Annotated in this window: 21 protein-coding genes, 1 tRNA gene and 2 pseudogenes; 19 read left to right on the top strand and 5 right to left on the bottom strand. The window is 56.8% G+C overall.

Annotated features, from left to right (window positions below):
- Positions 1-137: 137 nt before the first annotated feature.
- Positions 138-1,460 (bottom strand): OprD family porin, encoded by a 1,323-nt coding sequence (locus DBP26_RS00720; RefSeq protein WP_108235692.1) that lies wholly within the window; start codon positions 1,458-1,460, stop codon positions 138-140.
- A 1,011-nt stretch (positions 1,461-2,471) separates the two neighbouring features.
- Between DBP26_RS00720 and DBP26_RS00715 the strand changes: the two genes are divergently transcribed.
- Together DBP26_RS00715 and DBP26_RS00710 are read left to right on the top strand one after the other, a co-directional pair.
- Complete coding sequence (locus DBP26_RS00715; RefSeq protein WP_108235691.1) at positions 2,472-2,903, top strand: HIT domain-containing protein; 432 nt, start codon at positions 2,472-2,474, stop codon at positions 2,901-2,903.
- Entirely contained in the window at positions 2,900-3,109 is a 210-nt protein-coding gene (locus DBP26_RS00710; RefSeq protein WP_108235690.1) for a SlyX family protein, read from the top strand. Before DBP26_RS00715 ends, DBP26_RS00710 begins: the two co-directional genes overlap by 4 nt.
- 45 nt (positions 3,110-3,154) lie before the next feature.
- Here the strand turns inward: DBP26_RS00710 and DBP26_RS27160 are convergent.
- Positions 3,155-3,367 (bottom strand): annotated as a pseudogene (locus tag DBP26_RS27160) (cold-shock protein); the annotation flags it as partial.
- Between the two features lie 117 nt (positions 3,368-3,484).
- A pseudogene (locus tag DBP26_RS27435) lies at positions 3,485-3,760 on the bottom strand (cold shock domain-containing protein membrane protein); the annotation flags it as partial.
- A gap of 431 nt (positions 3,761-4,191) precedes the next feature.
- Between DBP26_RS27435 and DBP26_RS00695 the strand changes: the two are divergent.
- The 17 genes from DBP26_RS00695 to DBP26_RS00615 all read left to right on the top strand — a co-directional run bounded on the left by DBP26_RS00695 (position 4,192) and on the right by DBP26_RS00615 (position 17,893).
- Positions 4,192-4,665 carry a Dps family protein gene (locus DBP26_RS00695; RefSeq protein WP_108235687.1) on the top strand — a complete coding sequence of 158 codons (474 nt, stop codon included), beginning with the start codon at positions 4,192-4,194 and terminating at the stop codon, positions 4,663-4,665.
- Between the two features lie 349 nt (positions 4,666-5,014).
- On the top strand, positions 5,015-5,356 hold the full coding sequence (locus DBP26_RS00690; RefSeq protein ID WP_108235686.1) for a ribbon-helix-helix domain-containing protein: 342 nt from the start codon (positions 5,015-5,017) through the stop codon (positions 5,354-5,356).
- A gap of 274 nt (positions 5,357-5,630) precedes the next feature.
- Positions 5,631-7,406 carry an aspartate--tRNA ligase gene (gene aspS, locus DBP26_RS00685; protein WP_108235685.1) on the top strand — a complete coding sequence of 592 codons (1,776 nt, stop codon included), beginning with the start codon at positions 5,631-5,633 and terminating at the stop codon, positions 7,404-7,406.
- Between the two features lie 131 nt (positions 7,407-7,537).
- Positions 7,538-8,284, top strand: coding sequence for a YebC/PmpR family DNA-binding transcriptional regulator (locus DBP26_RS00680; RefSeq protein WP_108235684.1), 747 nt, complete (start codon positions 7,538-7,540; stop codon positions 8,282-8,284).
- A 125-nt stretch (positions 8,285-8,409) separates the two neighbouring features.
- Positions 8,410-8,934 carry a crossover junction endodeoxyribonuclease RuvC gene (gene ruvC, locus DBP26_RS00675; RefSeq protein ID WP_108235683.1) on the top strand — a complete coding sequence of 175 codons (525 nt, stop codon included), beginning with the start codon at positions 8,410-8,412 and terminating at the stop codon, positions 8,932-8,934.
- 114 nt (positions 8,935-9,048) lie between these two features.
- The gene (ruvA, locus tag DBP26_RS00670; protein WP_108235682.1) at positions 9,049-9,657 is read left to right on the top strand and encodes a Holliday junction branch migration protein RuvA; all 609 of its coding nucleotides are present in this window, start codon (positions 9,049-9,051) and stop codon (positions 9,655-9,657) included.
- Positions 9,658-10,713, top strand: a complete 1,056-nt coding sequence (gene ruvB / locus DBP26_RS00665) for a Holliday junction branch migration DNA helicase RuvB (RefSeq protein WP_108235681.1) — start codon at positions 9,658-9,660, stop codon at positions 10,711-10,713.
- Positions 10,714-10,852: 139 nt separating this feature from the next.
- Positions 10,853-11,323 carry a tol-pal system-associated acyl-CoA thioesterase gene (gene ybgC, locus DBP26_RS00660; protein WP_108235680.1) on the top strand — a complete coding sequence of 157 codons (471 nt, stop codon included), beginning with the start codon at positions 10,853-10,855 and terminating at the stop codon, positions 11,321-11,323.
- Positions 11,313-12,008: a protein TolQ gene (gene tolQ, locus DBP26_RS00655; RefSeq protein WP_108235679.1), complete on the top strand. Its 696-nt coding sequence runs from the start codon at positions 11,313-11,315 to the stop codon at positions 12,006-12,008. The genes ybgC and tolQ overlap by 11 nt, the downstream gene beginning before the upstream one ends.
- Positions 12,009-12,031: 23 nt before the next feature.
- Positions 12,032-12,487, top strand: coding sequence for a protein TolR (gene tolR / locus DBP26_RS00650; protein ID WP_177410983.1), 456 nt, complete (start codon positions 12,032-12,034; stop codon positions 12,485-12,487).
- On the top strand, positions 12,487-13,557 hold the full coding sequence (gene tolA, locus DBP26_RS00645; protein ID WP_108235677.1) for a cell envelope integrity protein TolA: 1,071 nt from the start codon (positions 12,487-12,489) through the stop codon (positions 13,555-13,557). The genes tolR and tolA overlap by 1 nt, the downstream gene beginning before the upstream one ends.
- Positions 13,554-14,855, top strand: a complete 1,302-nt coding sequence (tolB, locus tag DBP26_RS00640) for a Tol-Pal system beta propeller repeat protein TolB (protein ID WP_108235676.1) — start codon at positions 13,554-13,556, stop codon at positions 14,853-14,855. Before tolA ends, tolB begins: the two co-directional genes overlap by 4 nt.
- A gap of 52 nt (positions 14,856-14,907) precedes the next feature.
- A complete protein-coding gene (gene pal, locus DBP26_RS00635; RefSeq protein ID WP_108235675.1) occupies positions 14,908-15,408 on the top strand; it encodes a peptidoglycan-associated lipoprotein Pal in 501 nt (166 codons plus the stop codon).
- Between the two features lie 6 nt (positions 15,409-15,414).
- Entirely contained in the window at positions 15,415-16,236 is an 822-nt protein-coding gene (gene ybgF, locus DBP26_RS00630) for a tol-pal system protein YbgF (RefSeq protein ID WP_108235674.1), read from the top strand.
- Positions 16,237-16,415: 179 nt separating this feature from the next.
- Positions 16,416-17,063, top strand: a complete 648-nt coding sequence (gene queE, locus DBP26_RS00625) for a 7-carboxy-7-deazaguanine synthase QueE (protein ID WP_108235673.1) — start codon at positions 16,416-16,418, stop codon at positions 17,061-17,063.
- A gap of 16 nt (positions 17,064-17,079) precedes the next feature.
- Positions 17,080-17,754 carry a 7-cyano-7-deazaguanine synthase QueC gene (queC, locus tag DBP26_RS00620; RefSeq protein ID WP_177410977.1) on the top strand — a complete coding sequence of 225 codons (675 nt, stop codon included), beginning with the start codon at positions 17,080-17,082 and terminating at the stop codon, positions 17,752-17,754.
- Positions 17,755-17,817: 63 nt separating this feature from the next.
- Positions 17,818-17,893, top strand: a tRNA-Lys gene (locus DBP26_RS00615).
- Between the two features lie 1,180 nt (positions 17,894-19,073).
- On the opposite strand, the gene DBP26_RS27155 is transcribed toward DBP26_RS00615, so the two are convergent.
- Both DBP26_RS27155 and DBP26_RS00605 read right to left on the bottom strand, forming a co-directional pair.
- Positions 19,074-19,358: a hypothetical protein gene (locus DBP26_RS27155; RefSeq protein WP_256600423.1), complete on the bottom strand. Its 285-nt coding sequence runs from the start codon at positions 19,356-19,358 to the stop codon at positions 19,074-19,076.
- Positions 19,359-19,435: 77 nt separating this feature from the next.
- Entirely contained in the window at positions 19,436-20,359 is a 924-nt protein-coding gene (locus DBP26_RS00605; protein WP_146749626.1) for a ParB/Srx family N-terminal domain-containing protein, read from the bottom strand.
- Between the last annotated feature and the right edge of the window lie 814 nt (positions 20,360-21,173).

Here is a 21,173-nt window from a genome sequence, read left to right as displayed (position 1 = left end):
ACCTGGCATTGTACGGGGGTGATACGGTCGCGTACAGGCCGCTCAGGGCTTCAGGGCTGTCGGAATAGGCAAACCGTGTAAATGAAAAAGCCCGGCGCGAGGCCGGGCTTTTATACGACGAGCGTCAGATCGTTCGATTACAGAACCGAAATCGGGTAGTCGACAATCAAACGGAACTCGTTGATATCGCCTTCACCCTGATCGGTGTTGGCACGGTGCCAGGCTTGACGAATACGGAACGACAGGTCTTTTGCAGGACCGGTCTGAACGACGTATTTGGCTTCAAGGTTGGTCTCGTGGTGGCTACCGTCAGCACCGTACAGTCCGGTGTAGGTACTGTTGGAAGGCGTGTGGGTACCATCGATATCGGTACCGCTGATGTAACGGGTCATGAAGCTCAGGCCCGGTACGCCGTAGGGTGCCATGTTCAGATCGTAACGTGCCTGCCAGGATTTTTCGCCAGGGCCGTTGAAGTCGGAGTACTGGATGGAGTTAGCCAGGAAGATCGAGTCACCGCCGCGGTTGTTATCGCCGATACCGATGTAGTCGAATGGCGTGTCACCGTTGACCTTCTGGAACGCGACGGTCAGCGTGTGTGCAGCCAGGAACGAATAGGCAGCGGAAAGCGAGTAGGTGTTGTTGCTGATGTCACCTGCTTTCTTGCTACCAGTGTCTTGGGTGTTGTAGTAGTTGACGTCGAAGGCCAGCGACTGGTCATCGGTCAGCGGCAGTGCGTAGTTCACGTTGCCGTAGTATTGGTTCCACACATCTTCCAGTTTGTTGTAATAGAAACCAACGCCCAGGTTGTCAGTGATGGAGTATTTACCGCCGCCGTAAGTAGACGACTTGGAGGTCACGCCTGCGTAGGTAGCCCAGATATCACCATCGCGGTTGGTTTCATCCTGGCTAGTGCCCGAAGTGAAGCGACCTGCTTCCAGGTCCAGGCCTTTGATTTCGCTGCTCTGCAAGGTGACGCCGGTTGCCGTTTGTGGCAACAGACGGGAACCGCCGACAGCAAAAACAGGGTTTTGAGGTTGCATGTCACCGATTTTCAGCTCGGTTTTCGAAACCCGGAACTTGACCGCTCCACCGGCTTTCCCAAAGCTGTCATGGTTGTCGCCATTGCTGTCGGTCGACAAGTTGCCAGAACCGGAGTAGTGATTCTGACCGTCAAGTTTGAAGCCTGCATAACCGAAGGCGTCGATGCCTACACCGATCAGGCCTTGGGTGTAGCCAGAGCTGTAGTTGCCCCAGAAACCTTGAGTCCAGTCTTTGGAATCTACGCCACCGTTTTTGCGGTCACGGTTGAAATAGTAGTTACGAGCCTTAACGTCCAGCTTGCTACCTTCAACAAAACCAGTGGCTTCGGACTGGTCGCTTACGAATGCCGCGGCCGATGCCAATTGGGTGCTGGCCGCAGTAACTGCCAGTGCGATTGCGCTCCACTTCATCACTCTCATCGTGACTTTGCTCCTTTGGTTTTTAAGAAGAGTACTGCCGTCCACCTGTTTTTTTATCTGGGCGGCTCTTTCTTTTTGGTGTCGGCGAAACTTATAGCACGCAGACATTATTGGCGATAGTTACAACCCTATCCTTTCAATTTCTTTACGACGTTGTCGCAACGACGTTGTCGCAAAATTGCTCTGTCCATGTCGCTATTGAACAGCTCCTTAGTTCTAGACGTACAACTACCGCAGCACAGTCCGATCCGGGTGATACGTGTCCGCAGTGACCTGCATCCACCCGGGCGAATGCCCCCTGAAGCATGTTCGCCATTTTCTCTTGGCCGTTGAACGAGGGTGACCCCAGTTCGCTTTGCCTTGTGGGTGATAAAGCAACAAGCGTGCACAAAGTTCCCGGTCAGGTGAAAAAAATGTTGAAATGCGTGGTTCGCCTTCTGAAATATTTCGCAAACCTATGATTCTAAACGTAAAAAAATTTTTCAGAAAAACCCTCCGCTCGAAGTCATCCGTAAGGGTAGCGCCGCAAAATGTCACTGGCGTTACCGTTGGCTGAAGGAAAGTGGGTAGAAGGCGGATAAAACGACGTGTATCAGCCGTTGGAGTGAGTCGAATTGGTGCATTTTGGGGAGCGTTTGCTTGAAATCGGTACGCTCGTCCCGTAAAGGCAGGGGCGCCTGACTCTGCGGTCAGACCGCCTGGCCAGTAAGCCCGACCAACCCGTTGTTTATAAAGGGTTGTTCCGTGAAAGCCGTGGTGCCTGAGGAAGTGCGTGTCGGTGGTAGGCCTGCCTCATTGCGGTGCGTCTCTCTACTGCTGCGAGCAACAACAGGTTGCGCTTCGGTGCGTTGCGCCGATGCTGTATCTGCGGCAACACCGGTTCTGCATTTTGCTGCGTGATCGAGCGCCCGCGTGTGTCGTCCCGCAATCGGGCGTATTCTGTTTTGCACAGAGAAGCATTACGTCCGCCATCAGGCGACGAAACTCAACCCGGCTATCAGGAGTGACGGTGTGTTCGTATTGGATCAACGTTTGTTGCAGGACACTCTTCCCGTTGGCGACTTCCCACTGAGCCGTTTGCTGTTGTCGAACGATGCCCAGTATCCCTGGTTTATACTGGTGCCTCGCCGTGCCGGTATCAGCGAAGTGTTTGAGCTGTCCGAAGCGGATCAGCTCCAGCTGTGGAAAGAAACCACGTTATTGTCGAAAACGGTCCAGTCTTTGTTCAATGCCGACAAGATAAATGTCGCGGCGTTAGGCAATGTGGTAAGTCAACTGCACATGCACGTCATCGCTCGTCAAAAGGAAGACGCTGCGTGGCCGGCGCCGGTGTGGGGCAAGTACCCGTCGGTGCCCTATACCCAGGCACAAGCTAGCGACGTTTTGGGGCGAGTGAGGTCGATACTGACCCATGAACCGGGCTTTTCCGAGGTGATCGCATGAGCACCTTGGAGGAACGAGTGGTCGATCTGGAAAGTCGTCAGGCGTTTCAGGATGACACGATCCAAGCTCTCAACGACGTATTGGTCGCTCAGCAACGCCTGCTTGAGCGCATGCAGTTGCAGATGGCCGCACTGATCAAGCGTCAGGAAGAGATGGGTGGTCAATTCGAAGCCGTCGAGAGCGACGCGCCACCTCCTCATTATTGAAGGCATAAAAAAACCGCGCGTGATCGCGCGGTTTTCCAGTGCAATTTATCGGCGTGGAAGTGCAGCAATCACATCTTCGGCTTGCAGGCCTTTATCCCGGTTCATTACGGAGAATTCCACACGCTGGCCTTCGACCAGAACGCGGTGGCCTTCTCCACGAATCGCGCGGAAATGCACGAAGATGTCGTCCCCAGAATCCCGAGAGATGAAGCCGAAGCCTTTGGAGGTGTTGAACCACTTGACGGTGCCGGTATCGCGCTGACCTGGCTCGTGCTGCTGCGCGACGGGCGACGGCGAAGACTTGTAGAAACTCACGCCAAGATGGATGGCAACGGCAACCAGCAGAACCAACAGGCTGACCAAAACCGCTGGCTGCCCGGCAATGGTTTCGAAAGGCACGAGCAGTGTCAGGACTTGCATCACGACTGCCAAAACCAGAAGAGCGCTGACCAGATTTTGCAACTGATGCCGTGGACCTTTGTTCCAGTACGGAATGACGGGGGCGACGATGAGGTTGATCAGGCCGAACAGCGCCAGATAAAGCGCATCCGGTTGGGACAGGTAGGAAGACAAGGCTTCGCTACGCAGGGCGGGGATGAATGAAAGCAACAGGGCGGCTGCGCCCGTTAGCAGGTGGACTATTTTCAACATTTCGATGACTCACATTAAGATGGATCACTAGGAAATAGCTGGCGACGCGCGGTACGCTTCTAAAGAAGCAAGGCATTAAGAAACGCGCTTCGATTCAGCCTATGCGTGACGTGCTTTGATCTGCCCGTCACGACACGTCTGTATTTAACCGCAAAGCGCAGGGCTACTCAAATCAAGCGCTTAACGGTCCGGATGTCAGCAGATGGTCGCGTTTTGCCTGGAAATTCGCTTCGTTGGCGAACCTGCATTCCAGAGCGGCTCACGCCGTCCCCCGTTCGAACTCGCCTGGCAGCCGGTCGCGAAGGGCAGCGGGCAAGCAGCCGAGGCCGGTTGCGTGAAATCATCCAGCGTAGAGAAAGCTGCGACCCTCTTCGTGTCTTGATAGAGTGGGCCGCAGTGGTTTGAACATCATCCTATGAAGAGGGCGAAAAATGTCTATCGATATCGGTATCAGCGAAGAAGATCGCAAGTCCATTGTGGACGGGCTGTCGCGTCTGTTGGCGGACACTTATGTGCTGTACCTGAAAACCCACAATTTTCACTGGAACGTCACCGGTCCGATGTTTCGCACGCTGCACCTGATGTTCGAAGAGCAATACAACGAACTGGCGCTGGCCGTCGACCTGATCGCCGAGCGCATCCGCGCGCTGGGCTTCCCCGCACCCGGCACCTATGCGACCTACGCCCGTCTGTCTTCGATCAAAGAGGAGGAGGGCGTGCCCGCCGCCGAAGACATGATCCGTTCCCTGGTCAGCGGCCAGGAAGCCGTGACGCGGACCGCTCGTGGGATTTTCCCACTGCTGGACAAGGTCAGTGATGAGCCGACCGCCGACTTGCTCACCCAGCGCATGCAAGTGCATGAAAAGACGGCGTGGATGCTCCGCTCGATGCTGGAACGTCAGTAATCTCCACAGACGGGCGCCTTGAAAGCGCCCGTTTTTTTATTCCTGAAAAGATGACGCGTTATTGTGCCGAATGCTGAAACGTTAAAGTTAATGACCCTTCAGTCTGTATCGGCTCAATTTGTAAGGTAATTAACCCTCGACAAAAATACATATGTAACACCCACTCCGTGAATTACATGGTTCACATTCTTACTATCGAATTTCACCTCGGGCCTGTGGTGATCTCCTACATCTTGCGGGTGCTGCTTCTGCTGGAATGGCCCGTGTTAATAGGGCTTGATAGGCGTGTCATTTATTTGGTTTCAAATATTTCTAACGTCAGTTTTCAGCAAGTATTCAGGAGGTCTTCATGAGTCAAGATGCCGCACGGGAGGCGGGAGATGTCCAGCGATGTCCGAAGGTTCACAGCGAGTCGTTCGTCGAAACCTTCAATATGGATCTCGCGCAGCCTCAGTCGCGCTCGGTCAGGCTAAACGGGCTGGCGACCTGTCTGCGTCTGGAGGAGGTGTACTGGAACATTTTGTCCGAAATAGCGAGTAGCAACGATTGTTCGATCAATGCGGTTCTGTCCTACGTCGACAGAGAGGTGCATTTGCACTATGGCGGTGTGAAAAACTTCAGCGGTCTGGTCCGCGTCGTATGCGTCACCCATTTGTTGACTCCAGAAGGTTTTCAGCTTGCACCAGCCTGATCTCAAGGCACTCATTCCTGCGGTCTCGTCGCTAACGGGGCCGCTCACCGAGGTAGCCGTCTGCGGGTCTCGAACCTCACAGCGGATGGCTTCCTGCACTGAGCAGCCAGCGCGGCTGCACAGTGTTGATTAACCCTATATAATCCCCCGCCTACTCTGGAAGGCAGGGTTGACCCTCAGGTTGATCTCCATGCCAAGGCTCCTGCACCATTGCGCATTGGCGACGGGCGAGAGCTCCACCGAATTCCGAATGACGAGAAGTGAATACAGGATCATGATGCGCAGCCATTATTGCGGCCAATTGAACGAGAGCCTGGAAGGCCAGGAAATTACCCTTTGCGGCTGGGTTCACCGCCGCCGTGACCACGGGGGAGTGATTTTCCTCGACATCCGCGATCGTGAAGGGCTGGCTCAAGTGGTCTTCGATCCGGATCGCGCAGACACCTTCGCCATCGCTGACCGCGTCCGCAGCGAGTACGTCGTCAAATTGACCGGCAAGGTGCGCGCGCGTCCGGCTGGCGCCGTCAACCCGAACATGGCCTCCGGTGCTATCGAGGTGTTGGGTTATGAGCTGGAAGTGCTGAACGAGTCGGAAACTCCGCCATTCCCGTTGAACGAATATTCCGATGTGGGCGAGGAAACCCGTCTGCGTTATCGCTTCATCGACCTGCGTCGTCCGGAAATGGCCGAGAAGCTGCGCCTGCGCTCGCGGATCACGTCCAGCATTCGTGGCTTCCTGGATGGCAACGGCTTCCTGGATGTCGAAACGCCGATCCTGACTCGCGCCACCCCGGAAGGTGCACGTGATTATCTGGTGCCCAGCCGCACTCACGCGGGCAGCTTCTTCGCACTGCCGCAATCACCTCAGTTGTTCAAGCAACTGCTGATGGTGGCTGGGTTCGACCGCTACTACCAGATCGCCAAATGCTTTCGCGACGAAGACCTGCGCGCCGACCGTCAGCCTGAGTTCACTCAGATCGACATCGAAACCAGTTTCCTCGACGAAAAAGACATCATGGGCCTCACCGAGGACATGATTCGCAAGCTGTTCAAGGAAGTCCTGGACCTTGAGTTTGGTGACTTCCCGCACATGACGTTCGAAGAAGCCATGCGCCGCTACGGCTCCGACAAGCCAGACCTGCGCAACCCGCTGGAACTGGTGGACGTCGCCGATCAGCTCAAGGACGTCGAGTTCAAGGTGTTCAGCGGCCCGGCCAATGACCCGAAATGCCGTGTGACGGCGCTGCGCGTCCCCGGTGGTGCGAGCATGCCGCGCAGCAAGATCGACGACTACACCAAGTTCGTTGGTATCTACGGTGCCAAGGGCCTGGCCTACATCAAGGTCAATGAGCGCGCCAAAGGTACCGAGGGTCTGCAGTCGCCTATCGTCAAGAACATTCCGGAAGCCAACCTGAACGTGATCCTCGATCGCGTCGGGGCGGTGGACGGCGACATCGTGTTCTTCGGTGCCGACAAGTTCAAGATCGTCAGCGAAGCGTTGGGTGCGCTGCGTATCAAGCTGGGGCACGACTTCAATCTGCTCACCTGCGAGTGGGCGCCTATGTGGGTCGTGGATTTCCCGATGTTCGAAGAGAACGAGGACGGCAGCTTCACGGCGCTGCACCATCCGTTCACGGCGCCGAAGTGCACACCGGAAGAGCTGGAAGCCAACCCTGCCACCGCACTGTCCCGTGCTTATGACATGGTTCTGAACGGAACTGAATTGGGTGGCGGCTCGATCCGTATTCATCGCAAGGAAATGCAGCAGGCCGTGTTCCGGTTGCTGGGGATCGCCGAAGACGAACAGCAGGAGAAGTTCGGCTTCCTGCTGGATGCGCTCAAGTACGGTGCTCCACCGCACGGCGGTCTCGCATTCGGGCTGGATCGCCTGGTCATGTTGATGACCGGTGCGCAGTCGATCCGTGAAGTCATTGCCTTCCCGAAAACCCAGAGCGCTGCGGACGTGATGACCCAGGCACCGGGCGTGGTCGACGCCAAGGCACTGCGTGAGCTGCATATCCGTCTGCGCGAAACGCCCAAGGCCGAGTAAGCCGTCTGGAAATGGGGCGGATCCGAAGGGATTCGTCTCGTTTTCTCCGCCCGCCCAGGGCAAGAATTAGAGTGAAACGCTGCCGTTCGTCATCGAGCGGCGCGTGCGTGTTTCAAGGTTTGGAGCGTGTTATGGCTGGTCATTCCAAGTGGGCGAACATCAAGCATCGCAAAGAGCGTCAGGATGCCAAGAAGGGCAAGATTTTCACCAAATGGATTCGTGAGCTGACGGTCGCTGCTCGTCAGGGTGGAGGTGATCCGGCGTCCAACCCGCGTCTGAGGTTGGCCCAGGACAAAGCGCTGGGCGCCAACATGAGTCGCGACATCATCGATCGGGCCATTGCGCGTGGCGCGGGTGCGGCCGATGCCGACGATATGGTGGAGCTGGGTTACGAAGGTTACGGCCCCGGTGGGGTGGCAATCATGGTCGAAACCATGACCGACAATCGTAATCGCACCGCAGCGGCGGTTCGTCATGCCTTCAGCAAATGCGGTGGCAATCTGGGTACCGACGGCTCTGTATCCTACCTGTTCGAGCGCAAGGGCCAGATTTCCTTCGCGCCGGGTGTGGATGAGGATGGGTTGCTGGAAGCCGCCATGGAAGCCGATGCCGATGACGTCGTGACTCACGACGATGGCTCGATCGATGTCTTCACGTCTTTCGCGAATTTCTACGCCGTCCGCAATGCGCTGGAGGCTTCGGGCTACAAGGCAGCGGATGCCGAGATCGTCATGCAGCCCACTACCAGCGCCGTGCTGGATCTGGAAACAGCAGAGAAGGTCCTCAAGCTGATCGACATGCTGGAGGATCTGGACGACGTGCAGAACGTTTACTCGAACGCTGAGATCCCGGATGAAGTCATGGAGCAGCTTGGCTGATCGGCCGACGATTCCGGACCAGAGGCCGGAGGCTCGAAGCGCTGATACGATCAGCGCTATCGGCCTCCGGCTTCTGCCTTTATGCTGCCTTCAATGGTGCTTGGCCCTTTCGACCTGCAGGCGTTATGACTCTTATTTTAGGTATTGACCCCGGTTCCCGTGTCACCGGCTTCGGCGTGGTACGCGAAACGGGTCGAGGTTGCGAGTACGTGGCGTCGGGATGTATCCGCACTGGCAGCGGTCTGTTGCACGAGCGCTTGCAGATCGTGTATCGAGGCGTGCGAGAAGTGATTCAGACGTACGGGCCCGTCACCATGGGCATCGAGCGGGTATTCATGGCGCGCAACGCGGATTCTGCGCTCAAGCTCGGCCAGGCGAGGGGGGCGGCGATCGTGGCGGCAGCCGAGGAGTCCCTGGAAATTGCCGAATACACTGCCACACAGGTCAAGCAGGCCGTCGCAGGGACAGGGGGGGCGAACAAGGATCAGGTCATGATGATGGTCATGCACCTGCTCAAGCTCACCCAGAAGCCTCAGATTGACGCATCGGACGCGCTGGCGATTGCTTTGTGCCATGCTCACACCCGTTCCAGTCTGATTCCACATGGGTTGAACGCGGCGCGCAGTCGCGGTGGGCGGTTGCGGCTCTGATGGCATCATCCGCTTATACATTTTCACTTGCAGACCTCATGAGGCCTGCAAACATGGCGGCAGGTTTTGACCCTGCCTCCGAACAGCGATGAATGACTGGAAAGGATTGGACACGTGATTGGACGTTTGCGCGGTGCGCTGGCAGAGAAGCAGCCTCCGCATCTGGTGCTCGATGTCAACGGAGTCGGCTATGAGGTCGAAGTCCCGATGACGACCCTGTATCGTCTGCCCCACGTGGGCGAAACGGTGACGCTGCATACCCATCTGGTCGTTCGCGAAGACGCGCATCTGCTGTTCGGCTTCTACGAAAAGCGTGATCGCGAAATGTTTCGAGAGCTCATTCGTCTCAACGGGGTCGGACCCAAGCTGGCGCTGGCGCTGATGTCCACGCTTGAAGTCGACGAACTGGTGCGTTGCGTTCAGGCCCAAGACACTTCGGCGCTGACCCGCGTGCCAGGCGTAGGCAAAAAGACGGCAGAGCGCTTGCTAGTTGAGCTCAAGGATCGCTTCAAGGCCTGGGACGCGCTGCCGGGCACCTTTGCGTTGGTGTCAGAAGGGCCCGGCGCGCCGGTGCCAGTGGCTACTGCGGAATCCGATGCGGTCAGCGCGTTGATCTCTCTGGGTTACAAGCCCCAAGAGGCCAGCAAGGCCGTGACTGCCATCAAAGACAAAAATCTGAGCAGTGAAGACCTGATTCGTCGCGCGCTAAAGGGGATGTTGTAAGTGATCGAAGCCGACCGCTTGATCGCCGCCACCGGGCGCGATCGTGACGAACAACTGGACCGGGCGATCCGCCCGCTGAGTCTGGCCGACTACATCGGCCAGCCGACAGTGCGCGAGCAGATGGAGCTGTTCATCCAGGCGGCGCGCGGGCGCAGCGAAGCGCTGGACCACACTTTGATCTTCGGCCCGCCCGGCCTGGGCAAGACTACGCTGGCGAACATCATTGCGCAGGAGATGTCGGTCTCTATCAAAAGTACATCCGGTCCGGTGCTCGAGCGCCCCGGGGATCTGGCGGCCATTCTGACCAACCTCGAACCCCATGACGTGTTGTTCATCGACGAGATCCACCGCCTTTCTCCGATCGTCGAAGAGGTGCTGTATCCAGCGATGGAAGACTTCCAGCTCGACATCATGATCGGCGAAGGCCCAGCGGCGCGCTCCATCAAGCTGGACCTGCCGCCTTTTACGCTGGTGGGCGCCACCACGCGCGCTGGCATGCTCACCAATCCACTGCGCGACCGCTTCGGCATCGTTCAACGACTCGAGTTCTACAGCACGGCAGACTTGGCCACCATCGTGTCGCGTTCGGCGGGCATTCTTGGATTGCCAATCGAAGACGCGGGCGCCTTCGAGATCGCCCGTCGCGCCCGGGGCACGCCGCGCATTGCCAACCGCCTGTTGCGTCGCGTTCGTGATTTCGCGGAAGTACGGGGCAAGGGGCAGATCACCAAGGCCATTGCCGACATGGCATTGAACCTGCTGGACGTCGACGAGCGGGGTTTCGATCATCAGGACCGCCGCCTGCTGTTGACCATGATCGAGAAGTTCGATGGCGGCCCGGTGGGCGTGGATAACCTCGCAGCGGCCATCAGTGAGGAGCGGCATACCATTGAGGATGTTTTGGAGCCCTACTTGATCCAGCAGGGTTACATGATGCGCACCCCCCGTGGGCGCATGGTCACCCGGCATGCCTATCTGCATTTCGGTCTGAACATACCGTCTCGGATGGGCGAACGACCGCAGTCTGATGAGCAGACCGATGATTTCGATGAATAAGCAGGCGATTGACCGATCAATTCGTGCGTTTGATGGTCTGACGGGCAGTCGAGGCAGTGTCACATTGCCCAGCGTCATGAAAATCGATAAAAAACAGTTGCCTGGCCGGATTGGCAACCTGAGGAGTAAGCACTAGAGTATGCGCGCGCAAAACGGGGCCCAGCCGTTCGCACATCGCTGTCGCGTTTATTACGAAGACACCGATGCCGGCGGCGTCGTCTACTACGTCAATTACCTGAAATTCATGGAGCGGGCTCGAACCGAACGGTTGCGGGAGCTGGGCTTTGCCCAATCCGCGATGGCCGACGACGAGAACCTGTTGTTCGTCGTGCATTCCAGCGAGGCGCGTTACCACTCGCCCGCGCGGCTGGACGACGAACTGCTGATCAGCGCCGAAGTGATCGAATTGAACCGCGCCAGCCTGCGCTTTCAGCAATGTGTCAGGCGGGCTGTGGATAATGTACTGCTCTGCGAAGGGCGGTTTTTGGTGGCGTGTGTACGCGCCGACAGTTTCAAACCCCGGGCCATTCCCGAAACTCTGCGCGCGGCCTTTGCCGGTCAGAGCGGCGCGGGTACACATTCAGAGCAGGAGATACAGCGTGGAAGCTAACGTCGTCGACCATACCTCCATGTGGAGTTTGGTCAGCAATGCCAGCGTGGTGGTTCAGTTGGTGATGCTGATCCTGGTGGCCGCATCGGTCACATCGTGGATCATGATCTTTCAGCGCAGCGCGATGCTGCGTGCCGGGCGCCGCGCGCTGGACAGCTTCGAAGAGCGTTTCTGGTCGGGCATCGACCTGTCCAAGCTGTACCGTCAGGCCGGTAGCAACCCGGACCCGGATTCTGGCGTCGAGCAGATCTTCCGCGCCGGCTTCAAGGAATTTTCTCGTCTGCGCCAGCAACCGGGCGTTGATCCGGATGCGGTCATGGAAGGTGTGGCCCGTGCCATGCGCGTTGCCATTTCCCGCGAAGAAGAAAAGCTCGAGCAGAGTCTGCCGTTCCTCGCGACCGTCGGCTCCACCAGTCCCTATGTCGGTTTGTTCGGTACCGTCTGGGGGATCATGAACTCCTTCCGCGGCCTGGCAACGGCCCAGCAAGCCACGCTCGCCACTGTCGCTCCGGGTATTGCCGAAGCGCTGATCGCGACCGCCATCGGCCTGTTCGCTGCGATTCCGGCCGTAGTGGCCTACAACCGTTTCTCTGCCCGTGGCGAGATTCTGATTGGCCGCTACTACACCTTCGCCGACGAATTCCAGGCCATTTTGCACCGTAAAGTGCACACCAGCGAAGACTGAGCAGGTATTTCCCAATGGCTTTAATCGCTCGCGGCCGACGCAGCAAACGCAAGCCGGTCGCCGAAATGAACGTGGTGCCTTACATCGACGTGATGCTGGTGCTGCTGGTCATCTTTATGGTGACGGCGCCAATGATTAACCAGGGCGTGAAAGTCGACCTGCCCAAAGTCTCCAGTGAGGCGTTGCCGCAGGACAACAACAACCAGGTCCTGACCATTTCGATCAAGGCTGACAAGACCTATTACTGGAACCTTGGCAGCGAGGTCGATACCGACAAACAGATGGACAAGGCCATGACCTTGCCGCAACTGACCAGCGCCGTGACCAAGATCATCGCGGCGGGGCGTGACGCCGGCAAACAGACTCAGGTGTTCATTCGAGGCGACAAATCCGTGGACTACGGTGCCGTGATGGGCACGATGGGCGGGTTGCAGAAAGCCGGAGTCGGGAACGTTGGTCTGATTACCGAGGCGCCCTGATGCAGCCGATTCGAGAGCCGTCAGCCTCGGAAAGCTACTTCTGGCCCTCGGTATGGGCCGTGGCATTGCACGTCCTGATTTTTGGTCTGCTGTTCGTCAGCTTCGCGATGACGCCGGAGCTGCCGGAAGCCAGGCCGATCGTTCAGGCCACGCTTTATCAGTTGAAGTCGAAAAGCCAGGCAACGACCCAGACCAACCAGAAGCTTGCCGGCGAGGCGAAAAAGTCCGCTGCACGACAGACAGAGGTCGAGCAGATGGAGCAAAAGAAAGTCGAGCAAGAGGCCATCAAGGCGGCGGAACAAAAGAAAGCCGATGCCGCTCAAAAGGCCGAAGAACAGAAGGCTGAGGAGGCGAAGAAAGCCGAGGAGGCCAAAAAGGCCGATGAGGCGAAAAAAGCTGAAGCCAAGAAAGCGGAAGATGCAAAAAAGGCCGCCGAAGAGAAGCAACTCGCGGACATAGCCAAGAAAAAAGCGGAAGACGACGCCAAGAAAAAGGCCGAGGAAGACGCCAAGCGTGCGGCTGCCGAAGAGGCCAAGAAGCAGGCCGCGGAGGATGCCAAGAAGCAGGCTGCGGAAGACGCGAAGAAAAAGGCCGCCGAAGACGCGAAAAAGAAAGCGGCTGAAGACGCCAAGAAAAAAGCGGCTGACGATGCGAAGAAGAAAGCCCAGGACGCAGCCCGTAAGTCAGCGGAAGAGAAGAAAGCCCAGGCACTGGCCGATTTGCTCTCTGACAAGCCGGAACGCCAGCAGGCGCTGGCCGATGAGCGGGGTGACGAGACTGCGGGTAACTTCGACGACCTGATTCGCTCTCGCGCTGCGGAAGGCTGGGCTCGTCCACCTTCGGCACGCAAGGGTATGACGGTTGTGTTGCAGATCGCCATGTTGCCAGATGGCACCATCACTTCGGTGAGTGTGGCCAAAACCAGTGGGGACGGTCCGTTCGACAGCTCGGCTGTCGCGGCGGTCAAGAACATTGGTCGTTTGACAGAGATGCAGGGGCTGAAACCTTCGGATTTCGCACCTTACCGGTCATTCAAGATGACATTCACACCTGAGGATCTAGCCTTGTGATTAACCTTCTTCGAGGATTGCTTGTCGTTCTATGTTGTGCAGCGGGTTTCGCCGCTGCCGACGAAAAGAACATTCTGGTCACCAGTGGCAGCGACCGTGCCACGCCCATTGCTGTCGTGCCGTTCGGTTTGCAGGGCGGTAGCGTCTTGCCTGAGGACATGGCTCAGATCATCAGCAGCGACCTGCTGAATTCTGGGTACTACTCGCCGATTCCCAAGGAAAACATGATCAGCCAGCCGAGCCAGGCCAGTGAAGTCATTTTCCGTGACTGGAAGGCGCTGGGCGCCCAATACGTGATGGTCGGCAATATCGTGCCGTCAGGCGGACGTCTACAGGTTCAGTACGCGCTGTTCAACGTCGCGACCGAGCAGCAGGTGTTGACCGGAAACGTCTCGGGCACGACCGACCAGTTGCGTGACATGGCGCACTACATCTCTGACCAGTCATTCGAAAAGCTGACCGGTATCAAGGGGGCGTTCTCCACGCGCATGCTCTACGTCACCGCCGAACGCTTTGGCGGCAACAACACCCGCTATACCTTGCAACGTTCGGATTACGACGGTGCTCGTGCTGTCACGTTGTTGCAGTCCCGCGAGCCGATCCTGTCTCCGCGGTTTGCTCCGGACGGCAAACGTATCGCGTACGTATCGTTCGAGCAGAAGCGTCCGCGCATCTTCGTCCAGCACATCGACACAGGGCGTCGCGAGCAGATCACCAACTTCGAGGGCCTGAACGGCGCGCCTGCCTGGTCGCCCGACGGCAGCAAGCTGGCGATGGTTCTGTCCAAGGACGGCAACCCGGAAATCTACGTGATGAACCTGGCGTCCCGTCAGCTTTCGCGCGTGACCAATGATTCGTCTATCGATACCGAGCCATTCTTCGGTAAAGATGGTTCGACCATTTATTTCACTTCCGATCGTGGTGGCAAACCGCAGATCTATAAAACCAGCATTAATGGTGGTGGCGCCGAACGCGTGACTTTCATCGGCAACTACAACGCCAACCCGAAGTTGTCGGCTGATGAAAAGACGTTGGTCATGATCCATCGCCAAGACGGTTTCACCAACTTCAAGGTGGCCGCTCAGGATTTGCAGCGCGGCAGCGTAAAAATCCTTACGGACAGCAACCTTGATGAGTCGCCTACTGTTGCGCCCAACGGCACCATGGTAATCTACGCCACCCGCCAGCAGGGCCGGGGAGTCTTGATGCTCGTGTCCATCAATGGACGCGTAAGGCTCCCGCTTCCTACCGCTCAAGGCGAAGTCAGAGAACCTTCCTGGTCCCCTTACCTGAACTGACGCGGCGCTTTACGTTTTACTTAACACACTGGGGTTCATTAGGAGTTTCACGATGGAAATGCTGAAGTTTGGTAAATTTGCTGCGCTGGCTCTGGCCATGGCTGTAGCTGTAGGTTGCTCCTCCAAAGGCGGCGACAATGCCGGTCAAGGCGCTGCTGTCGATCCAAACGCTGGTTACGGCGCAAACACCGGTGCCGTTGACGGCTCCCTGAGCGAAGAAGCCGCTCTGCGCGCTATCACCACTTTCTACTTCGAATACGACAGTTCTGACCTGAAGCCAGAAGCCATGCGCGCTCTGGACGTTCACGCCAAGGACCTGAAAGCTAACGGCGCTCGCGTTGTTCTGGAAGGTAACACCGACGAACGTGGTACCCGCGAGTACAACCTGGCTCTGGGCGAGCGTCGTGCGAAAGCCGTTCAGCGCTACCTGGTTCTGCAAGGCGTATCGCCAGCTCAGTTGGAAGTCGTTTCCTACGGTGAAGAGCGTCCAGTTGCTACCGGCAACGACGAGCAATCCTGGGCTCAAAACCGTCGCGTCGAACTGCGTAAGTAATTTGACATGCGAACGTGCCGCCGTGCTTTAACCGTTTTGGCTCTCACCCTTCCTTTCACTGCGATGGGTGCGGTTCCTGTGGTCGATGACAACTCTGGCTCCGCTGGCAGCAGTTATCCGCCATCGGGTTACGGTACGGCGGGCGCCTACGCCGGAGGCGGGGCTTCGGCCCAGCCTTCGGCGCAAGGTCAGCTGTTCATGCAGTTGCAGCAAATGCAGGATGAAATTTCGCGTCTGCGCGGAATTGTCGAAGTCCAGCAGAACGATATCCAGCAAATGAAACAAGAGGCGCTGGATCGTTACAAGGATCTCGACTCCCGTATCGGAGCGGGTGTCGCACCCAGCGCACCAACTGCCAATAATTCCTCTTCCGACGGCGCTGTGAATGCCGGCGGAACCCCCGCAGCCCCCGCGGGCGCACAAGCGCCTCAGGCTAGCAGCGAGCCGGGTGATCCGGCGAAGGAAAAGCTCTACTACGATGCAGCATTCGACCTGATCAAGGCCAAGGATTTCGACAAGGCGAGCCAGGCGTTTTCGGCCTTCCTGCGCAAGTATCCTAACAGTCAGTATGCGGGCAACGCGCAGTATTGGCTGGGTGAAGTGAACCTGGCCAAAGGTGATCTGCAGGGTGCTGGTCAAGCGTTTGCCAAAGTCAGCCAGCTTTACCCCAAGCACGCCAAAGTGCCTGACTCGCTATACAAGCTTGCAGATGTCGAACGTCGCCTCGGCCACACCGACAAGGTCAAGGGCATTCTGCAGCAGGTTGTGGCACAGTACCCCGGTACTTCGGCTGCCCAACTGGCCCAGCGGGACCTCCAGCGTCTCTGACTTTCGGTCAAGCTGACCTTCGGTTCAAGAAAGCCGCGCGTTGCGCGGCTTTTTTCGTTAGAATCTCGCACCCGAAATTCCGGTATTGATTACGCTTCCGTGGATTCTGCGAGCGCAGGGTGCACAGAAGTGCCTGACGGAGGCGGATGGCCTGTTTAGCCGTTACGCCCGTGGCCCTTATGCAAGACACATTACGCATCACCGAAGTTTTCTACTCTTTGCAGGGTGAAACGCGCACGGCAGGCTTGCCTACCGTTTTTGTGCGCCTCACTGGTTGCCCTCTGCGATGTGGTTACTGCGACAGCGAATACGCTTTCAGCGGTGGCACCCTTCAATCACTCGACTCGCTCATGCAGCAAGTGGCCAGTTATCGCCCTCGTTACGTCTGCGTCACCGGCGGGGAGCCGCTGGCTCAGCCGAATGCGATCAAACTGCTTGAGCGCCTGTGCGATGCCGGTTATGAAGTCTCTCTCGAGACCAGTGGCGCGCTGGATATTTCAAAGGTCGATTCGCGCGTCAGTCGTGTCGTCGACCTCAAGACCCCAGGGTCGAAAGAGGTGGCACGCAACCGCTACGAAAACATCGAGCTGTTGACGCCCCACGATCAGGTCAAGTTCGTGATCTGCTCGCGTGAGGATTACGACTGGGCGGTTTCCAAGCTGATTCAGTATGGCCTCGAGCGGCGTGCCGGTGAGGTGCTCTTTTCACCCGTAGCGCATGACCTGCCGGCCAGAGATCTGGCGGACTGGATCGTGGCCGATAACCTGCCTGTCCGGATGCAGCTCCAGTTGCACAAGATTCTCTGGGACGACGAGCCGGGGCGCTGATATGAGTGGACAAACGATGACTGAGAAAAAAGCGGTAATTTTGCTGTCCGGGGGGCTGGATTCAGCAACGGTTGTGGCCATGGCCAAGGCTGATGGTTTTGCCTGCTACACCATGAGCTTCGATTACGGCCAGCGTCACCGCGCCGAACTTCAGGCGGCAGAGCGTGTGGCCAGGGATCTGGGCGTGGTCGAGCATAAAGTGATTGGCCTGAATTTGAACGGCATCGGCGGTTCGGCGTTGACTGACAGCTCCATCGATGTGCCTGAAGCCCCGAGCGAAGGCATTCCCGTAACCTACGTGCCTGCCCGTAACACCGTGTTTCTCTCGCTGGCGTTGGGCTGGGCCGAGGTGCTGGGTGCCCGTGACATCTTCATCGGCGTCAACGCCGTCGATTATTCCGGTTACCCCGACTGCCGCCCTGAATTCGTCGAGTCGTTCGAGCGGATGGCCAATCTCGCAACGAAGGCAGGCGTGGAAGGGCAGGGGTTCACCATTCAGGCGCCGCTGCAGATGCTCAGCAAAGCTGACATCGTCAAGGCTGGTACGCGTCTCGGCGTTGATTACGGCCTGACCGTTTCTTGCTATCAGGCGGACGATCAGGGCCGGGCATGCGGCAAATGTGACAGCTGCCGCCTGCGCGCCGAAGGCTTCGCAACCGCGGGCATTCCCGACCCAACTCATTATTTTTGATTTTTTTTCGATGGGGTGTTGAATTACTGAGAAAAATCAGTAATATACGCGCCACCACGAAGCGGGTCGTTAGCTCAGTTGGTAGAGCAGTTGGCTTTTAACCAATTGGTCGTAGGTTCGAATCCTACACGACCCACCATCTTCAAAACCTGAGAGGTCCACGCAAGTGTGAATTCTCGGGTTTTTTTTCGTCTGAAGCTAGGCGGGACGCGGGCTTGGACGAAAGTAGAGGCATTCTCGAATGCGCAAACCAGCAGCTGTCTGGGGTAAGCCATAGTTTCGCGCAGGTGATGTCGATATTGATCGGACGAATCGCGGTCGTGGTGTCAACGATTTCGCCACTTCCCGAGTAAGAAGTCGTAATGAATTGCTGTCGTTGGTGCGTGCGGTTGGAAACCGGCTTAGCGCGCAGCCTCAAGCAGGCGGTGGATACGGGGTTCAAGTCCTGGCATGATCGGAATCGAAAACTCTAGATGACGTTTCTCCGTGTCAGCTTGGGCAATGATCATTCTGTTTTCCAGTCCACATCGTGAATCCGGGGCTTGAGCAAGGCGTTCAGGCGGATATCGATGTAGAAGAGCTTTGTAGAACACTGCGAGCCAGAACCACTCAGGCTTTACAGGCGACCGCTTTTTTGTGAAGTGCTCTTGGGCTATCAGTGACTTCCCCCTTCCGGAAGGCCGCCAAGCCCTGACGGTGTGCCCGAAGCCATTCAGCAGCAGCGCGAGAACCAACGCAAACTCTGGATTCCCTTTGCTGGATTGAATCGCAATGGCGCCCCAAATCGTCAGAATGACGACACAAATCTAGTATGAGGCTGACCAGGTTGGGAGCGCCTCCTTTGTTGCGAGTCCACACTCTTAAATGGTAAGCGCAAAAAAATATGTACCTAGTCTTGAGGCTGTTGCCCTATTGAATCCACATCCGACGCAGAGGGTTGCAAACGGCCAAGTTACGTGATTGCTAAGAGACAGCCCTTTAAGAGTGTCTTCATGGGTTATACGAGCTCCGGGTCATGGCAAACGCTATTACCCACTCAGACAAGGCCTTTGGCGGCGAGAGAACAAGACTGAACCCTTTAAGGGAAAACTGAGGTTTTCATCGCCAAGATGACGGGGTGCGACCGCATTATTTCGATGTCTCTCGCCACAGGAGAGCGCCAATCTTCAGCCTGTAGTGCTAGCATTTACAGTTGGAGTTTGAACGGGTACCAGCCGTTGTTGCCTTTAATTTCTTTGAGGTAATACGCAATGTTCGCCGTACAAGCGTACCAAGCATAAATGCCGCAAGCGAGTCCACGATTAAAAGAGGCAGAGATCTCAATATCGAGAATGACTGAGCCGAATCCAATCGCCAAGTAGACCACTACAATGATGCCGACCATCGACAGATTGCGTCTCCACAAGCCCAATACGAAGAAATAGATTATCCCGAAGAAGAACGCGATGAAGTTGAAATTTATCCTTAGCGACTTTTAACCCCAGGGATTTTGCAGCATTTCGTTTTTCCTTTTTATCGAGGGGTTCGAGGCGCTCAAAGAATTCAAAACGCTCCTGCCACTTCGGGCTGTAGGTGTGAGTGTGTTGCAGTCGTTCAGTATTCATATATGTCCTTTAAGTCCTTGATGGTGTATTCGCTCCAGTTGATCCAGGGTGCGTTAGGTCACTATTCACTCCATTGGTTATTCAGTGTCCGGTTCACAGCGGTCTATGATGTTTTGCAAGTGCTCGGTTTTGCCGATGTGTTGTACACGCTGGCCGACTTCATCAATCCAAGCGCGTTCCTCTCCTGGGCTCGCCCAGCCATGGGTTAAGGCACCGAGACACGGCCTGTCATCGAACGCCTGAATCAGTACTCGGTTACTGGCAGCGACATCCAGATTAAGCCTGCGCGCTCTTGGGCGCGAAAGTGAAGCTAGCACCCGCTGTTGGATTTCGGGGCAATGACTGATGGTTTGGCTGCGACTGGCGGCTATCACCACAAAGCGGGGTGCGGCGTTTTCCATGATCGCGGCATGAAGCCGGTGATGGCCGTCGATCACGACAAACGCCGAAAGTCCGGCCACGTACCAGAGCAAGATTGGCGGCAGCGTGCCTTCGCGGGCTTTCTTTCTCCACCATTTCAAGCGGTCGGCGTACGGATCAACGTCGTGCAGCACGATCAGCGCTTCACGGTCATCTGAAAAGTCGATCCAGCGTAGGCTCCCAGCTTGCAAGCTTCTCAGCAGTGTGGAACCCGAAAGCTGCCAGTCTGGCAAGCGGTTGGTGTCGTCGCTGGCGGTTTTGAAGTGCCACTCAGCGGCACCCAACCGGCCTCTGGCGTGCAGGGTGTCTGCAACTGGCAAAAGTGCTTGAACCACCCATTGCCCAGGGATGAGAAACCCTAATTCAGGCGCGCTCAAGCGTTCGACGAAGTAACGGCACCAGCTCCGCATGCACTCAATGGGTGGCAGACCTGCGAACCGCCCGACGTCTGCGCTTCGGATGGCTGGGAAGGGAGGTGCCCATGGCTCGGCTGCCCCGACGTTTCGTACTAGCCAGGCCCCGTAGTGGCTGTGTTCCAGCGTGGCCCAAAACAAGGGGTGTTCCCTGAGCTTGAGGGTCATTCTGCCGTTGACGCCTGTGAGTAGGTGAAGTGCAGGGCGAGCTGTGGTCCCCTGCACTTCAACGTATAGACCTGACCATTCATCATGCAGGCCATTCAGGTCACGCCAGTACACCGCGCGTTTCATGATCACATCCTCTGCAGAGAGACAAGCACAACCCATCGACTTCGATGGCGACTCGATTTTATCGCGGGTGGAATGGCAAGGTAGTCAGTATTGCTAATCCGGCGGACCGTTGCGGTTGACCTGGACCGCCCCCATAAGCGCGGACATGTCCCCCATGTTCCATCGATATAAAGCTGCATGTACCCCTCAACGAGATTGTGGCCGGTCACCTTGGGATGGGCGCGTTCATCTGGCTTGCGCTAGTTGTCGCATGCTGTCAGGCCAAGCCACCGTGACGAAACTTGATGAGTCGTCATGGATTATTCCTTCATTTGAACAGACAGGTGACACTTCCCGTTTTGACGCATCATGGCAGGTCAGTAGCTTGACATGCACCTGACTGAAACAAAGTTTCCCTCTCGAGGCGAACGATCGACTTATCGCCGTAATTGCGAGGGAAGTGTCAGCCATGCGCGAGTCTCCGCCCTGAAAGTGGTCATTGCTGAAACAACTCGAAATGACCGGTCGCTGCCGACACAGAACCGGGTAATAATTACAATGGTTATGTAGGGATGGCGCAAAGTTTAAACATGATAAGTCACGAAATATAGGGGGTTCGGCGTCTTTTATGGGGAGTTTTGGGCAATTAACTAAAGTATCGATAGGCTACATCCATCACAGAATAATCCTACATTCTCCGTAGGCTTTC

Source organism: Pseudomonas sp. RIT409, assembly GCF_003052515.2.
Taxonomy (GTDB): domain Bacteria; phylum Pseudomonadota; class Gammaproteobacteria; order Pseudomonadales; family Pseudomonadaceae; genus Aquipseudomonas.
This window is presented reverse-complemented; position numbering and strand designations above follow the sequence as displayed.

Excerpts from the sequence above, each read along its gene's own strand:
- ybgC (WP_108235680.1), top strand. The coding sequence starts at position 10,853 with ATGCGCGCGCAAAACGGGGCCCAGCCGTTCGCACATCGCTGTCGCGTT.
- DBP26_RS00695 (WP_108235687.1), top strand. The coding sequence starts at position 4,192 with ATGTCTATCGATATCGGTATCAGCGAAGAAGATCGCAAGTCCATTGTG.
- DBP26_RS00680 (WP_108235684.1), top strand. The coding sequence starts at position 7,538 with ATGGCTGGTCATTCCAAGTGGGCGAACATCAAGCATCGCAAAGAGCGT.
- DBP26_RS00720 (WP_108235692.1), bottom strand. The coding sequence starts at position 1,460 with ATGAGAGTGATGAAGTGGAGCGCAATCGCACTGGCAGTTACTGCGGCC.
- DBP26_RS00710 (WP_108235690.1), top strand. The coding sequence starts at position 2,900 with ATGAGCACCTTGGAGGAACGAGTGGTCGATCTGGAAAGTCGTCAGGCG.
- queE (WP_108235673.1), top strand. The coding sequence starts at position 16,416 with ATGCAAGACACATTACGCATCACCGAAGTTTTCTACTCTTTGCAGGGT.
- DBP26_RS00690 (WP_108235686.1), top strand. The coding sequence starts at position 5,015 with ATGAGTCAAGATGCCGCACGGGAGGCGGGAGATGTCCAGCGATGTCCG.
- ybgF (WP_108235674.1), top strand. The coding sequence starts at position 15,415 with ATGCGAACGTGCCGCCGTGCTTTAACCGTTTTGGCTCTCACCCTTCCT.
- tolA (WP_108235677.1), top strand. The coding sequence starts at position 12,487 with ATGCAGCCGATTCGAGAGCCGTCAGCCTCGGAAAGCTACTTCTGGCCC.
- DBP26_RS00605 (WP_146749626.1), bottom strand. The coding sequence starts at position 20,359 with ATGACCCTCAAGCTCAGGGAACACCCCTTGTTTTGGGCCACGCTGGAA.
- ruvC (WP_108235683.1), top strand. The coding sequence starts at position 8,410 with ATGACTCTTATTTTAGGTATTGACCCCGGTTCCCGTGTCACCGGCTTC.
- queC (WP_177410977.1), top strand. The coding sequence starts at position 17,080 with ATGACTGAGAAAAAAGCGGTAATTTTGCTGTCCGGGGGGCTGGATTCA.
- aspS (WP_108235685.1), top strand. The coding sequence starts at position 5,631 with ATGATGCGCAGCCATTATTGCGGCCAATTGAACGAGAGCCTGGAAGGC.
- pal (WP_108235675.1), top strand. The coding sequence starts at position 14,908 with ATGGAAATGCTGAAGTTTGGTAAATTTGCTGCGCTGGCTCTGGCCATG.
- DBP26_RS27155 (WP_256600423.1), bottom strand. The coding sequence starts at position 19,358 with ATGAATACTGAACGACTGCAACACACTCACACCTACAGCCCGAAGTGG.